Here is a 15,889-nt window from a genome sequence, read left to right as displayed (position 1 = left end):
AACCTTTCGGCTGTTCTCCTATTGCTTGGTGATTTTATTGAAAAAAGTATCACCTTTTAAGATATAGTCTCCTGAAGGATATTCAGTCAGATCGATGGTATTTTTCCCTTTTCTAAACAATATATTTTTAATGAGGTTACCGTTATTATCATATAAATAAACATTTTCATCTGCTGAGGATTCCACGTTGATCACTCCTGTCGTTGGATTAGGATAAGCGGAAGTTTTTGTTTTTGGGGACGTTTCTCTTGTTGACAGAAAACAACCTGAAATATAGGAATCTCCGATAATATTAAACCCTTTGTTGATCAGCTGGGCTCTGGCCAGCATCGCTTGCGGTGTAGAATAAACCAATCCTGTTGCATCTATAGTTCCTGACGTTACTGTGGAGTTTGCCCATGTAGGATTATTATTCAGAGCGATGAGAAAATTGCTGTAATTCGTACATGATAAGCCTGCATTTTTAAATCCGAAATAGATTGAATTCCAGCTGAAGTTCTGAAGCTTGATATTCCACCCGGAAATATCCTGGTCAAAATGCGAAGCACCCGCAAACATATTAAATCCGGCGAAATAATCAACCTTACTTACATCCCAGTTTCCAATGGGCTGATTGAACGATACTGCATTTTCAAACATATGCTCAAAATCTGTCACTTTACCTGTATTCCAGTTATCAAGAGGCTGATTAAATGCTGCCGCATTATAGAATGTATAGCGGAAATTAGTCGCATTTTCTGTATTCCATGAATTTAATGGCTGATTAAAAGCTGTAGCATCGGAAAACATGGAAGAGAAATCTGTTCCGGATATCGTGTTCCAGGCAGAAATATCCTGATTGAAAGAAGAAGCAGAAGAAAACATGCTGCTGAAATTGGTTACTTTTGCTGTATCCCAGTTTCCAATATTCTGATTAAACAGCGTCGCTCCGCTGAACATACCGCTCATGTCCGTAATACGGAATGGATTCCAGTAAGAAAATGAAGTATGGCCTGTCAAAGATGAACAGTTAAGGAACATTTGTGATAAACTGGTAATCTGTGTCATATCAGGAGTATCTGCAGCTGTTACGTTAAGATTGGGACAGTTGGCGAATGCTCTGTCGAATTGCTGAAGCCATGTCGTATTTCCCCACTGGCTAAGTTCTATGAGTTCCTGATTTCCACCCGGAGGCATGATGTCGGTATTGGCCCTGAACCCGTAAAATAATCCATTACCGCTGGATACTTTCAATTCGTAAGTGGCCTGCAGAGGATCTGGATGGAATGATGGCCCAAAATATATGAGTAAAGGCTCATTGCTGCTAGAGGTTACATAATCAAACATCCCGTTATGCTCAGGATATCCCACTTCTTGCCAGTAAATGGTGTAATCGGTTCCTGTACCGCCGAACCTTATGGAATGATCGATAATGCCGTTTGCATTGGGTTTCCAGATAGTAGTAAATTCATTCTGCGCAAAGGAAATGCAAAATAAAAGAAGAAAAATGATTATTAGTTGTTTTTTACACATAATTTAAAAGAATTATTTAAGGTTAAAATTTGGTTTAGTAAGACAATTAATTTCCCGGGATTCTTTATCTTATCTCTGACACAAAGGTACTGGCGCACAGCGACAAAACTCGTCGTATTAAAAGTTTTTCCTTCTTTTTTTTCCCTTTTTTTTGATTAATTTTTGTATAAATAAGCAGGGTAAAAACCACCGGAAATAGTCTGCATTCTAAAGCTGGTTTTGAATGGATAACCTAAAAAATCTGCAGCTATTAAGTAACTGCAGAAAATAGATTGGTTTATATTGTTATTTTTACACCGGCTGAAATAGTAATGCCGGGAAGCGGACTGAGGAATTTTAACTGCAAGTTCTGAAGCTTGCCTCAGCATCAGCAGATTATTTCCAATAATATAATATTCCAGGGCACCTATACCATATATGAGTTTTTTTGTTTTCTATAGGAACATAAAAAAACCGCTCTGAAAAGAACGGTATAATTTTTAATGTCAATGTTTACTGATTAGCAAGTAGAACCGCACTCAAGTAATTTGATGTGGATTACACCATTAACAACACATTGTGTTTGGCATAAAGCATTCGTTACAACAGTGCTTACACCGCCAACTACTCCACCTACTGTAGATCCTACACCAGTAACTACACCACCAACGATAGTACCTACACCGCCTACTACTCCGCCAACAACACCTCCCAGTCCACCCAGAAGTCCACCAATCGGATCTAATAATCCATTACCTGAAATAGCTTTTAATTCGTTTCTGTCTAATTTTTTTAAGTTTTTCATAACTATAATTTTATATGATTATTACATCACGAATATATGAATAATAATATTACAATTGCAAAATATTTTCAATAAATTAATTATTTGTTTTTATTGCTTAATATTTCATTAATATAAATGTATTTTAATGAATATATAGTTTTCACTTATATGTGATTGATTTACTAAATGTTAAAAATAATAATTCAATTTATGAAATTTAGAGTTATTATTTTTGTATTAAATGATGTTTATTGCTAATTATTTTTCAATAGATGACAGGCGCGCGGAATGAGATCATGAAGTAAAAAAGTGCCCCATCTGAAACGCCCGCTATTGTCCGGTTTTGAATAAAGAATGAAAAAGATCAATAGAATTGGCTTAAAACCTAATCTCATCATTGATAACGGGATCAAATTTTGTATTTTTGCTGACATACTTTTATCAATGTCAGTTTTTTCAAATAATATACGTTTTTTAAGAGCCAGAAGAAAGCTCTCCCAACAGAATGTAGCCGATGAGTTAATGATTTCCAGAGTCCGGTATTCAAAATATGAAAACGGAATATCTGAACCCCCTATTGAGCTGCTTGTAAAAATCTCCAAATATTTCCATGTAAGCATTGATCTTATGTTGTCTGTGGATATTGAAAAGCATCCGATGGATGATATGCTGAAACTTCCGGACAACAGAATCGTTCTTCCGGTAGCGGTAGATAATCATGGAAATGATACCATCGAAATTATTCCTCAGAAGGCATCAATGGGATATCTGGAGGGTTATAGTGATATAGAATACATCGAAAGTCTTCAGCGTATTGCTCTTCCCTTCCTTACTAATGGGAAATATAGGGCTTTTCCGGCAGACGGGGATTCTATGCCTCCTTTCAGAAACGGCTCTTATATTGTTGGAAAATATGTAGAAGGGATCAATGAACTGAAACAGGGGAAAACCTATGTTTTTGTGACTTTAAATGATGGAATCACTTACAAGCGTTTCAAAGAAAGAAAAGAAAATGCGATCTGTGTAAGCGCCGACAACTCATTTTATGAGCCCTACGACATACCTTTTGAAGAAGTGGTGGAAATCTGGCAGTATGCTTCAGGAATTTTCCCGGAAGATTTTGAACCGGGTGATTATGAGAGCTACAATTTTAAAGAAATGTTCCGCGAACTGAGACAGGACATCAGGGAACTTGATAAAAAGGTTTCAGGCCGTCGCCGTAAGCCATCTTAATTATTAATTATATACTATACTCCTGATTCTCAAGGGGGAGTATAGTATAATACAACTTTTATAGTTACATATCGTCAGAAAGTTCAATCCATACGGGAGCGTGATCGCTGCTCTTTTCCCAGCCGCGTACATGGTTGTCTACTCCTCCGGCCTGCAAGCGGGACTGCAGGTATGGGCTTAATAAAATATGATCCAGCCTCATTCCGGCATTCCTTTCATAAGCTTTGTATAAATAATCCCAGAAAGTATACATTTTTTCATCCGGATAAAGACTTCGCAGAGAATCAAGCCAGCCTTTTTTCTGAAGATCTTTAAATGCTTTTCTTACTTCTGTTCTGTACAGGGCATCATTTTCCCAGCGTTCGGGTTTGTACACATCAATAGGTTCCGGAATAATATTAAAATCGCCAATAAGGATAGCAGGAAGTTCCATTTTGATAAGCTGATTTGTTCGTCTTTTAAAACGTTTGAGCCAGGATAATTTATAATCAAATTTAGGTCCGGGATAAGGATTTCCGTTGGGAAGATACAGGCAGCAGATTACCATCTTATCAATAATAGCTTCTATATAACGGCTTTGAATATCGTCAGTATCACCAGGTAAAGATCTTTGTACCTCTTTGATTTCCCGGTTTTTTGCGAGTATGGCTACTCCGTTCCAGCTTTTCTGCCCTTTCCAGATGGCCTGATATCCAGCTGCATTGATTTCTTGCAGCGGGAAACGTTCCTGAGGCGCTTTTAATTCCTGGAGGCAGACAATATCCGGTGAAGCTTCTTTGAGCCATCTCAGTAAAACTGGAAGGCGGCCGTTGACTCCGTTGACATTATAGGTTGCTATTTTCATGATACACGTTTTTAGAAAATCAATTCTTTTTAATTACGACAATAATTATTCCATCATAAATATCTGTTAAGTGATATTTTATAGAATAATAATCTTAAAAAAAATAAGTTTTGATGAATAATCTCTGGGCCGTGAGGTAAAGTTCAATATATTGTGTGATACAAGATGTGCCTTTTTCTGATTGATTTTTTTTCAGTGCTTCTTCCCAAAAGCCATACTCCTCAAAAAGGCTTTGAGCTTATCCTGTGCAGCACCGGAAAATTCTTCTCGGATTCTGCCAGTTTCTGAAGGAACAAATTCCTGAATACAGGACTGCCTGAAACAGATGAAAAGTTATTGTCAGCAGGCATTTTCTTTCACTTTACACAATTACCAGTATTTCAATCATCAATAACAGCACTAAAAACAGCATTCCCATCTTTTCAGGGTTTCAATAGCGTCTTTTCCGTTGCGGATAAGGATCACTTCGTGCCCTTCTTTTAATAATTTGTACTCTATCGTTTTAGAATCAGTCCATCGTCTTCGGCGATTAGAATCAACATATTTTGGATTTTATTGTATTAGGCTTTTAATTAATTGTAGTCCTGTCGTTATCTCCCGGATAACCTCCTGTTCCATGGATGTGAAATCCATATCAGGTCCTGTTTTACTTTCCCAGTCCGCTGTACATTCTGTAAGTTTTTTAAATCCTGCTGTTCCTGCTGTTCCTTTAAGTTTGTGAAGAATCATTTTCAGGTTGGCACTATCTTTTTCAGCGGTGCTTTTCTTGATATTTTCTTCAGCCTGGGTAAGTTCCTGTATTACAAGATTTAAAAAGACCTGTCTGAAATCTTCATCATCTTCGCCCATGTGTTCATTCAGGAGCTTTATATCAAGGTAATTTTCCGTATCTAAGGTATCCTCAGCAGGAATATTGTTTTTATTAAGGATATATTTCTTCAGCATTTCCAACAGATCTGCCTGTCTTAAAGGCTTAGGCAGGAAATCGTTCATTCCGGAGTTCAGGCATTTTTCTTTCTCTCCCAGTACATTCCCTGCTGTCACACCAATAATCGGAACATGCGAATATTCCGGCAGTAAACGGATTTGTTTTGTTGCTTCAATGCCATCCATGACCGGCATCTGAACATCCATTAAAATAATGTCGAATATTTTTTCTTTGCACTGTTCCCATGCCTGAAGACCGTCTGTAGCTTCTGTAAGCTGTACATCCGGAATCAGCGATCGCATCATTTTATGGTTCAGTACCATATTGACCGGGTTATCATCCACAAGTAAAACCTGGGGCGACTGCATCAGGACAGAGGTTTCTGTTTCCTGCTGTACATTTACGGTGATCTCTTTTTCTGTATTTTTCACAGCGCGTCTCAGGGTTTTATACAGTTCTTCTGATTTAATAGGCTTTAACAGGAAGAATGAATTGTTTTCCTGCCGGAAAGAATCGATTACGTCATGCTCTTCAGAAGACGTATGAAGGATGATCAAAGGAGATGATTCGTTCTGTTCCTTAAACAGTTCCCTGATTTTTTCTATGGTTTCCAGTCCGGAAATGACCGGCATATGATAATCCATCAGAATGACATCAAAACGTTCTCCTGCAAGCAGTATCTGAAGTGCTTCCATCCCGTTGGCGGCAAGTTTTGAATCCACATTTTTATAAGCGAGCATATGCTGGATGATAATTCTGTTGGCTTCATTATCATCCACAATGAGAACTTTGTTTATTTTCAGGTCTTCATTTTCATGAATTTCAGACATTTCATAAGGAACCTGAATTTCAAAATAGAAAACGGAACCTTTCTGAAGCTCGCTTGTCAATGACAGACTGCTTCCCATGTATTTCAGAATATTATTGGAAATGGTAAGTCCAAGGCCTGTTCCTCCATAACGTTTGCTGATAGAACTGTTTTCCTGGGTGAAAGCATCAAAAATATGCTGCTGCTTCTCTTTAGGAATACCAATTCCGGTATCTCTTACGGAAAATCGCAGGGATATATTTTTGCTGTCAATATTCAGTTTTTCTACTTTAAGCTCTATTTCTCCCTGTTCTGTAAACTTTACTGCATTTCCAAGAAGGTTGATCAGGATCTGCTTTAACCTTGATTCATCCACCCAGATTGTTTCAGGAAGTCCCTGTTCTATATTCAGGAGTAATTCAATATTTTTTTTCTGTGACTGATAAAGAATCACGTTGATAACCTGGCTGACAATATCATATACATTGGATTTTTCGATCACAAGGTCCATTTTTCCGGATTCTACTTTAGAAAAATCAAGAATGTCGTTGATGATGCTTAGCAGGTTTTCACCAGATTCATTGATATAATTAAGATACTGAGTCTGTATTTCGTTCAAAGGTGTTTTTAAAAGGAGATCAGAAAAACCAATGACCCCGTTCAGCGGAGTTCTGATTTCATGACTCATATTGGCCAGGAATTCAGATTTTGCCTTGCTGGCAATGTCTGCCATTTTTTTGGCATTTTTCAGCTCTTTATTAATTCTTACGGATGCGGTAATATTCTGGGCAGATACAATAATACCGCCGATAATATTATTGGAAAGATACCATGGGGTGACCTCTATACTGTAATGCTGAATGATCCCTTTACCCGGAACTTCAATAGCCATATCTTCATTTTTATAGGCTTTTCCAGCCAGCGCATCTTTGTATATTTTTAATCTCTCATCCGGCACATTGGGAGAGATTTTGAACATATTTTCCCCGATAAGCCTGATATCATTCATCTGAAACTCATCCTTCCAGTTTCTGCTCACAGAAAGATAATTAAGATCTTTATCAAACATAGCGACTGTAGAAGGCACATATTTAACAAAAGCCTGAAGCATAGCCTCTTTTTTGGCCAGCTCAAGGTATATTTTTTTGAACGTATCAATATTCTGGATAATTCCATACACTCTGGTGCAAATTCCCCCTTCAAATTCCGGTATGCCTTTTACCCTCACCCAGATCATGACACCGTCATTTTGTACAAGCTGTAATTCTTCGTCATACGGAATGCCTTCTTTTACAGCTCTTTCAAATAAGAACTCCATTCTTTCCCGGCTTTTTTCTGTGTAGAAGCCCAGTGCATTTTCAAAATCAGGCTTGAAGTTTTTATCTATTTTGTGGATTTCTCTTGTAGACTGTGACCAAATTACGGTATTGTTTTTCAGATTAACTTCCCAGCCTCCCACCTGGGCCACAGCACTGGTTTGTTCCAGCATCTTTTTGGTATGAACAAGGTCTTTTTCCAACGTCAATCTGTCGGTAACATTCAGTGCGGTACTCACAACATACGGCTTGCCTTCTTTATTAATTTCTACAAGATTGTGGTACATCCAGATCACCTCTTCCCCTCCTTTTGTTTTCAGGACCATCGTTCCGAAATCTTCCCGGCTTGTGTTGATCCGCTCCAGATATTGCTCAAGAAGAGGCCAGTTTTTTTTAGGAACAAGGTCTTTTAAATTTAAACTTTCCACTTCTTCGGCAGAATATTCCAGCGTTTCTCTTCCTTTTTCGTTGACGGCGATGATATTTCCTTCCATATCATGCATGCTCATCAATCCTATTGCATTTTCAAAGAAACTTCTGAAACGGCGTTCAGAGCTTTCCAGCTTTAGCTTTTCTTCAATACGCTGGGTAATATTGATTCCGAAGCAGAAAATTTCAGAATGATTCTTGTTCAGCTTTAAATTCCATTCAACAATAATCGTATGGATATCATCAATCTTTGTAGAAGTGGTTAATATTATTTCTTCATCTGTTTTGGGAAGGTTTGTGGTAAGTAATTGCAGCTGAGAATTATGGCTGCCTATCAGGTCTATAAAACTCTGATTGAGAACCTGATACTTATCCAGCTGGAACGTTTTCTCAAAAGCCGGGTTAACATCTTTCAGTAAAAAATCCTTATCCAGAACACAGATCACGTTATTGGAAATTGTAAAGGTCTGTCGAAAATATTCTGCCTGGATATTTTTTCTTTTCCCCATCAGAACTTTTGTGATAGCCTCCCCTATTTTTTTCAGGGTTGATATCTGCTCGTCTGTAATGGTTTTAGGCTTATAATCGATAACGCAGATTGTTCCTAATACAAATCCTTCATCATCAATCAGCGGTACTCCTGCATAAAACCGGATTCCACCCGCAAGAATGAGTGGATTGTCAGAAGATCTTTCGTCTGCTAACGTATCGTTAATGACTACAACGTCTCCGCTTGCAATTGAATATTGGCATAAAGTACTTTTCCTGTCTACAAAATCCAGGGCTAATCCCACACAGCTTTGAATGGTCTGAGTTTCTCTTTCCATCATGGCAATAAGCGCTGCAGGGCAGTCAGTCACCAGGCATGCTGTTTCTGCAAAAATGTCTAACTGGGGATCTTTTTCCATGTTTAAAAGATCAAAAAACTCCAGTTTCCTTATCCGGCTTTCTTCATTCGCAGGAATTGGGTACTTCTTCATATGTTATTCAATGATTAGAGATTTTTCTTTTTTAATTATTAAAAAATGATAATCAAAGCATTAAAGTTTATATTTTAAACATTTTTATACTATTGAATTTATTATTTTAATAAGTAAAGCAAAATACGAAATAATTTTGTATTCCATTGTAGTAAATTTGATAATAAAGCTATATGTATGCTTATTCCTGATTTACCCTGGTGAGTTTTGAATAAATAAAGAAGTAAGGGGTATTATGAAAATAAAAGTATCCTATCTATTATTTATAAGGTACTTAATGAAGGAATTCTATTGAATAATGGACATTATTGATGTTTTTTACCCGATAATTAAAGTTATAGAAAAAGTCCATTCCCGGAAAACCCGGAAATGGACCCACCACTTATCATCATCTAAATCACAACTATACTATAAACAGTGAAGCAATAGCCTGTGCATCGCTGCCACTTAAAATTTCGTCGTAAGCTGCAGAACCTGCCGCAGCACCAAACAGCGCTCCTGTGTTGTAGCCTGCCTGGTTGATATTGTCTTCTCCGGCATACACAGGATTGGTTGCAGAAGGCATACTTCCACCATCAGCAAGCTCAATCCATCCTTTATTGGCTCTCATTCTTCTTACCTGTGAAGCATGTCTGGCTTCTACGGAATGAATCTGTAACGCCGCCTGAAGCACCACTTTATTGGACATTACATTTCCTGCCTGTCCCTTGTAAGCCCTTACTCCTGTGTCTTCAAACGCCTGGGCAAGGATAAGAAACTGATTGTAATCTGTAAAAGGGGTAAAGTTACCGCCGGCTGTAAAATCAAAAGTAGGTTTATTGCCCGGGGTTGTTCCTAAAGATGTAAGAGTGCTTTTCAGAAAACCTACATGGGCAGATTCATGCTTTGAAATCTGCATAAAAACCGTTCTGTCTCCACTGGGAATAAGTCCTGGTGTTGACAATCCTAGGCTGTAGTATTCATTTTCAAGATATTCCAGTACCAAAGCCAGCTGTAAAGCATCTGTCAGCGTACTTTTTAAAGCAGTGCCGGTTAATGTAGATCTTGTAGTTTCTGCTTTGGCAGGAGCCGTCATCATTGCACCCAATCCTAACGGTATGGCTGCTACGGCTGCTTTTTTTCCGAATAGAGATATATTCGTGATGGTTTCCAGTCTTGAAGCTTCTGTGGTAAAAAATTTATCATGCGAAAGCTTATCCAGTAATCTGAGAATATTCATAATGAGAGTTTTTAAGGTGAATGATTAATTGATTCCTCTTTCTTTCCAGGTAAAAGGTGTTTTGATAAATGCTCCGGCGGCCATTACAATATCTTTGGGCTCTTTGGCGAGATCGAGTCCGTTGGCATCTATTACGTCATCCCCCGAAAAGTCTCCAGATCCGGGATTAATTAAATTTCTGATGGCAGAAGCATGTCTTGCTTCCACTGAAACTATTTTACCGGCAATCACAAGATAGGCTGGATTGGAAATGTATTTTCCTGCGCCGTTGTAAGCGGCTACGCCGGTGTCCTCTAATGCTTTTGCTGTAGCCAATACAGAGTTTCTGTCATTAAAATTCACATTCGGATACTGGAATTCTAGTTTAGGAAGCACGTGATCTGTAGCACCGCTAATGGCTGCTTTGAAAAAGTCCCGGTGAATTACCTCATGATGATAAAGATCTGTAAAAACCTCTTTTTCAATACTGGAAATTCCCGTATAAAAATTATTGACCACCTTTGTATAGAAGTCTGCTTCAAGCTGTTCCAGTGCGTAGGCATAATTTAATACGCCTACATCTCCTGTTCCGAGGTCATACCTGGATTCTTCCATGATCTGAAAATCCTCATTATCATCGCAGCCGATGATGGTAAGCCCTGCAATGGCTAATCCTACTCCGCTTAATTTTAAAAAGTTTCTTCTGCTGGTATCAAGAGTAGCGCCTTGATTAGAAACCTGAATTGTTTTTTTCATATTATTATTTTTTAGTGTCGGATCAATGAGAGAAGAAAAAAACAGCATACCGGATATGCTGTTTGAAATCTTACAAGTTGTTATGGCATCAAAACGGTATCAATTACATGAATTACCCCGTTAGATTGGTTCACATCTGCAATAGTTACCTTAGCACTGTTTCCTTTTGCATCTTTTATGTAAAGATCTTTACCTTTTGTCCAGAAAGTAAGGTCTTCACCCTGTACTGTTTTCATCATGCTTTTTCCGTTTCCTGCTTTTACAGCGGCCCAGATTTCTTTAGCATTATATCTGCCCGGAAGGACATGATAGGTTAAGACAGAAGTAAGCATAGCTTTGTTTTCCGGTTTTACAAGGTTTTCTACGGTTCCTTTCGGAAGTTTTGCAAAGGCAGTGTCTGTAGGAGCCAATACGGTAAAGGGTCCAGCTCCCTGCAATGTTTCTACCAGGCCGGCAGCTTTTACGGCAGCGACAAGGGTTTTGTGGTCCTTGGAATTGACTGCGTTTTCAATAATGTTCTTGGAAGGATACATTGGAGCACCTCCTACCATTACTGTTTTTTCTTTCATCATTTGTGCAGTTACCTTCCCGCTGAAAGCAAATGATAAAGCTACCATTGCTAAAACTGTGATTTTTGACTGTGTGTTCATTGTGTTTGTTTTTTTATTATTAATTATATTTAATTGTGCTTTTAATGTCATTTACGAGGTTGGTTTTATTTTAGATTGAAAAAAAATGAAATTTATTTTAAGTTGTTGGTTTTCAGGTTATTATTTTTAATTAAAGATGTTGCAGAAATTATAATTGCCGTTTTCCGTATGGCTGCAGATCTGTTTTCTATCATTATTCTACTGCCTTTTAAATGAAATTCTTTGTATTGTATATTTTTCAATGATTTATTTAAAATAGTGTACGAAATAAAAGATGTTTTGGATTTTCTTGACCATATGTTTTATTTTATTACATTTGAAAAGAAAAATAAACGCTATTAAAACAACCTATTCGGAAGAGGAACTTATCGTTTTATTAAAAGAAAAAAACGAAACTGGTTTTCATTATCTGTATGACCACTATTCAGGTGCGTTGTATGGAATTATTCTCCGGATCGTTCAATCTAAAGAATATACCGAAGAAGTTATTCAGGATGTTTTTGTTAAAATATGGAACTCTATTCAGCAGTATGATGCTTCCAAAGGGCGGTTTTATACCTGGATGATCAATATTGCAAGGAATACGGCAATTGATTATTTAAAGTCTAAAGGATTCCAGAATGAGCTTAAAAACCAATCACTTCCGGATTTCGTATATAACACTACAGAACTTTCAACGACTAATAATTCTTCCGATTATATCGGATTTAATAATGTGCTTGAAGGCCTGGAAGCAGACAAGCAGGAGCTTATAAATCTCGCTTATTATCAGGGATATACTCAACATGAAATATCCGAAAAACTGAAGATACCGCTGGGAACGGTAAAAACAAAAATGCGAAATGCACTGATGAAATTAAAAGATTTGCTAAAAGATTATCAATAAATTGAACACTAAAGAATACATATCATCCGGAATTATAGAATCTTATATTCTTGGCCATGCTTCTCCTGAGGAAGCAGGGATTTTGGAGTGTGTGATGAAGAACAATGCTGAAGTAAAAGCAGCTTTTGAAGAAGCACAGAAAACATTGGAACATCTTGCTACACTACAGGCTGTAACTCCTCCAGGTGATTTGAAATCTAAGATCTGGAATAAAATTCAGCAGGAACAAATGGTTGAAGAAATCACTCCTGCTCTTTCAGCAGACCTTCCTGAAGTAAAAGATTACAAAGAAAACAGAGACCAGGATTATAGCCCGCGTAAATCTCCATGGAAGACTTATGCTGTAGCGGCCTCTGTACTGTTTCTGGTAAGTGTAGCCGGTAATGTGTACTGGATGAATACGCAGTCTGCCAATCAAAAAGAAATCGCTTTGCTGTCTGCAGAAAGACAGGCCCGGCAACAGGCAATGCAAAGAATGAACAGGAAGCTTGATATGTTTTCCAATCCTGATATGCAGATGGTGATGCTGAAAGGGGTAGAAAAACATGCCGATGCAAAAGCAATGGTTTTTTGGGACAAAAAATCAAAAGAAGTCTATCTGAATGCTGAAAAGCTCCCTAAAGCTCCTGCAGGAATGCAGTATCAGCTTTGGGCTATTGAAGAGGGTAAGCCGGTAAATGCAGGAATGTATACAGAAGATAAAGACAGCAGAATTGCTTTGGCAAATATCCCGAAAGCACAGGCCTTTGCCATTACTCTCGAAAAAGAAGGAGGCAGTAAAGTGCCTACTATGGAAAATATGTTTGTGATGGGAGAAATTTAAATCTCCTAAAAAAAAACAAGGCGGACACAATCATCCGCCTTGCAATCTCCCAAATAATTAAATATGAAAAAATATGAATGTCTATATCATACAGGCTTTCAGCATCAGATCATGCAGGTCTGTATTTTTAATAAATGGCTGTAAAAGTTCATTTCCAGGGCCATAAGCCGCTACTTCCACATAATCTCCAGAATGATCCATGCTGATCCATCCCACAGAATTCCTGCTTTTCTGAATTTCTGAATACAGTTTAAAAGGCAGTTTTTTATAATTGTAAAGCCCTTCCTCCTCTTTCTCAAGCCCGTTGTAAAAGCTCAGCAGATGTTTGGCTTCGTCATCATTCAGAATAATTTTGTTACCCTCATAAATCCAGTCTTTAATATTTTTTACCGAATCGGTGTTCTGAATCTTATTCAGCATATATTCATTGGTATATCGATACTCTGAAATGCTGTTAAAGTTCTTTGTGGCATCGGTTCCGTAAATCGTTCCCGGATTGGCATTGCCATGGTCTGTAGTGATAATGACTAAAGTATTTCCGTCTTTTTCAGCAAAGTCCATAACGGTTTTTACCGCTTCATCAAATGCCAGCTGATCATGAATGAGTGCAGCAACATCATTGGCATGGGCAGCCCAGTCTACTTTTCCGGCCTCTATCTGAAGTACAAAACCATTGGGATGGTCTTTCATCTGATTGATGGCTGTCTTTGTCATTTCGGCAAGAGCCGGTGTATTTTTGTATTCCGGGAGATGTGCTCTGTCAATGCTGTAAGGCAGTGCCCCTGTGCTGAATATTCCTAACAGCTTCTCGTCTTTTTTGATTTCTTTCAGATCGTTTTCTGTTTTCAGAATCCGGTATCCCTTTTTTCTGTAAACAGAATAGAGGTCTTTTTTATCTTCTCTTTTAGCGGGGTTGAAAAACTCGTCTCCTCCGCCCAGCAGCACATCCAGTTCGAGTTCGGCATACATTTCAGCAATTTGAGGTTCTGCATTTCTTCTGGAAGAATTGATACAGAAACCTGCCGGGGTAGCATGGGTAATAGTCACTGTTGTGACGCAGCCTGCTTTCTTGCCCGCTTTTTTATACTGCTGCCATATGGGAAGATGCTTCTCACCGTTGGCTCCAATATTCAGGGTTCCGTTTTTTACTCTTATTCCTCCTCCGAATGCTGAGCTGGCTGCCGCAGAATCGGTTACAATAGAACTTGCTGAGGCGGTATCCATCAGAGCACGGGTCACTTTTCTCTCATGATATAAATTGAACCAGTTACTTCCCCTTCCTGAAATATTTCGTGAATAAAGGTCTGCCATTGAAAGCGTTCCGAGACTCATTCCGTCACTTACCATAAAAATGATGTTCTTTGCTTTTTGTACGCCTGTTTTTTCAATATTTTTCCCGAAGCTCCAGAGATCAGACGGTGATAAGGTCAATAATCCTGAGAGCATTGCAGAACCTTTTAGAAATTTTCTTCTGTCCATATTTTTTTGAATAATGCTGAAAGTTATTATATTTAATTATTTATCGAAACTTTGTTGCATTAATTAAAAGTTAATTTTAAATATCCTGTGGGAAAGGATCTTCAAAGCTTTGTTTTTTATCAAACAGTTCTTTTTCACGGTCATTGATAAGACAATGGTGAAGATCAGATAGCATTTGCTCTTTATCCAGATTCTGGCCAATGAACACAAGCTCGTTAATTCTGTCACCCCAGTTTTTATCCCATCTGTTTTCTATCAATTCCTGATTTTCTGCAAATGAGGAATACTGTACCCTGTGATTCATGGGCATGCTGCACCACCATACTCCAGCTTTTTCCAGACGGAAAGAGCCTCCGGCCTGAGAGAAATTAAGGGCATCATTAGGTCTTGAAGCCAGCCAGAACAAGCCTTTTGCTCTGATTGTCCCTTCCGGATAATGATGGTTCAGATATTCCCATAATCTTACAGGGTGAAAGGGTTTCCGGTTTCTGAATACCAGTGAGCTTATTCCATACTCTTCAGTTTCGGGAGTGTGGTGTTCCGATTGTAATTCTTTCTGCCAGCCTGCGGATGCCTGCGCTTTATCGAAATCAAAAAGACGGGTATGTAAGATTTGCTTAGGATCAATTTTTCCAAACTCTGAATGAAGAAGAACAGCATCAGGATTCAATCTCTTAATAGCGGCTGTTAAAAACCCGAGGGTATCAGCATCTACCAGATCTGTTTTGTTTAAAATAATGACATTGGCAAATTCAATCTGATCGGTCAGAAGATTGACAATCGTTCTGTTATCGCCCTCCATATCGGTAAGATCACGGTCCATCAGCAATTCACCGGAATCGAAATCTTTAATAAAATTGAAACAGTCCACCACTGTTACCATTGTATCTACATAACTGAAACGGGAAAGATCAATTCCGCTTTCTTCGTCAATATATGTGAAGGTTTGGGCAACAGGAATAGGCTCGCTGATTCCTGTGCTTTCAATAAGGAGGTAATCAAAACGGTTTTCGCCGGCAAGACGTTCTACTTCCGTCATCAGATCTTCACGAAGCGTACAGCAGATACATCCGTTACTCATTTCTACCAGCTTTTCTTCTGTTCTTGAAAGCGTATTTTGATTTTCAACGAGACGGGCATCAATATTGATTTCACTCATGTCATTCACTATGACAGCTACTTTTAAGCCCTGCTTATTATGGAGAATGTGATTCAGGAGTGTGGTTTTTCCAGCTCCCAGGAAGCCGCTGAGTACCGTTACAGGAAGTTTTTTTGTCATTT

At 38.3% G+C, this 15,889-nt stretch carries 12 protein-coding genes; 3 read left to right on the top strand and 9 right to left on the bottom strand.

What is annotated here, in order from left to right; translation table 11 throughout:
* Positions 1–18 precede the first annotated feature (18 nt).
* Both ACP3T3_RS04285 and ACP3T3_RS04280 read right to left on the bottom strand, forming a co-directional pair.
* Entirely contained in the window at positions 19–1,512 is a 1,494-nt protein-coding gene (locus tag ACP3T3_RS04285) for a BspA family leucine-rich repeat surface protein (RefSeq protein ID WP_426478688.1), read from the bottom strand.
* Positions 1,513–2,011: 499 nt separating this feature from the next.
* Entirely contained in the window at positions 2,012–2,296 is a 285-nt protein-coding gene (locus ACP3T3_RS04280; protein ID WP_002979306.1) for a bacteriocin-like protein, read from the bottom strand.
* A gap of 426 nt (positions 2,297–2,722) precedes the next feature.
* On the opposite strand from ACP3T3_RS04280, the gene ACP3T3_RS04275 reads away from it, so the two are divergent.
* The gene (locus ACP3T3_RS04275) at positions 2,723–3,511 is read left to right on the top strand and encodes an XRE family transcriptional regulator (protein WP_426479941.1); all 789 of its coding nucleotides are present in this window, start codon (positions 2,723–2,725) and stop codon (positions 3,509–3,511) included.
* 64 nt (positions 3,512–3,575) lie between these two features.
* Here the strand turns inward: ACP3T3_RS04275 and xth are convergent, their stop codons facing one another.
* The 5 genes from xth to ACP3T3_RS04250 form a co-directional block, all read right to left on the bottom strand.
* Positions 3,576–4,355, bottom strand: coding sequence for an exodeoxyribonuclease III (gene xth, locus ACP3T3_RS04270; RefSeq protein WP_426478687.1), 780 nt, complete (start codon positions 4,353–4,355; stop codon positions 3,576–3,578).
* A 552-nt stretch (positions 4,356–4,907) separates the two neighbouring features.
* Positions 4,908–8,816 carry a response regulator gene (locus ACP3T3_RS04265; protein ID WP_426478686.1) on the bottom strand — a complete coding sequence of 1,303 codons (3,909 nt, stop codon included), beginning with the start codon at positions 8,814–8,816 and terminating at the stop codon, positions 4,908–4,910.
* Positions 8,817–9,219: 403 nt separating this feature from the next.
* The gene (locus ACP3T3_RS04260) at positions 9,220–10,035 is read right to left on the bottom strand and encodes a ferritin-like domain-containing protein (protein ID WP_426478685.1); all 816 of its coding nucleotides are present in this window, start codon (positions 10,033–10,035) and stop codon (positions 9,220–9,222) included.
* Positions 10,036–10,059: 24 nt separating this feature from the next.
* Positions 10,060–10,770 carry a ferritin-like domain-containing protein gene (locus ACP3T3_RS04255; protein WP_426478684.1) on the bottom strand — a complete coding sequence of 237 codons (711 nt, stop codon included), beginning with the start codon at positions 10,768–10,770 and terminating at the stop codon, positions 10,060–10,062.
* Between the two features lie 80 nt (positions 10,771–10,850).
* On the bottom strand, positions 10,851–11,420 hold the full coding sequence (locus ACP3T3_RS04250) for a fasciclin domain-containing protein (protein WP_426478683.1): 570 nt from the start codon (positions 11,418–11,420) through the stop codon (positions 10,851–10,853).
* A 316-nt stretch (positions 11,421–11,736) separates the two neighbouring features.
* On the opposite strand from ACP3T3_RS04250, the gene ACP3T3_RS04245 reads away from it, so the two are divergent.
* Both ACP3T3_RS04245 and ACP3T3_RS04240 read left to right on the top strand, forming a co-directional pair.
* Positions 11,737–12,306 carry an RNA polymerase sigma factor gene (locus ACP3T3_RS04245; RefSeq protein ID WP_426478682.1) on the top strand — a complete coding sequence of 190 codons (570 nt, stop codon included), beginning with the start codon at positions 11,737–11,739 and terminating at the stop codon, positions 12,304–12,306.
* A 1-nt stretch (position 12,307) separates the two neighbouring features.
* The gene (locus ACP3T3_RS04240; protein WP_426478681.1) at positions 12,308–13,129 is read left to right on the top strand and encodes an anti-sigma factor; all 822 of its coding nucleotides are present in this window, start codon (positions 12,308–12,310) and stop codon (positions 13,127–13,129) included.
* An 81-nt stretch (positions 13,130–13,210) separates the two neighbouring features.
* Here the strand turns inward: ACP3T3_RS04240 and ACP3T3_RS04235 are convergent, their stop codons facing one another.
* Together ACP3T3_RS04235 and ACP3T3_RS04230 are read right to left on the bottom strand one after the other, a co-directional pair.
* Positions 13,211–14,608: an alkaline phosphatase gene (locus ACP3T3_RS04235; RefSeq protein ID WP_426478680.1), complete on the bottom strand. Its 1,398-nt coding sequence runs from the start codon at positions 14,606–14,608 to the stop codon at positions 13,211–13,213.
* 76 nt (positions 14,609–14,684) lie between these two features.
* Positions 14,685–15,887, bottom strand: coding sequence for a GTP-binding protein (locus tag ACP3T3_RS04230; protein WP_426478679.1), 1,203 nt, complete (start codon positions 15,885–15,887; stop codon positions 14,685–14,687).
* Between the last annotated feature and the right edge of the window lie 2 nt (positions 15,888–15,889).

This window comes from Chryseobacterium sp. CBSDS_008 (assembly GCF_049959325.1).
GTDB lineage: Bacteria > Bacteroidota > Bacteroidia > Flavobacteriales > Weeksellaceae > Chryseobacterium.
The sequence above is the reverse complement of the archived record's forward strand: the minus strand, read 5'-3'. Positions and strand labels throughout refer to the sequence as shown.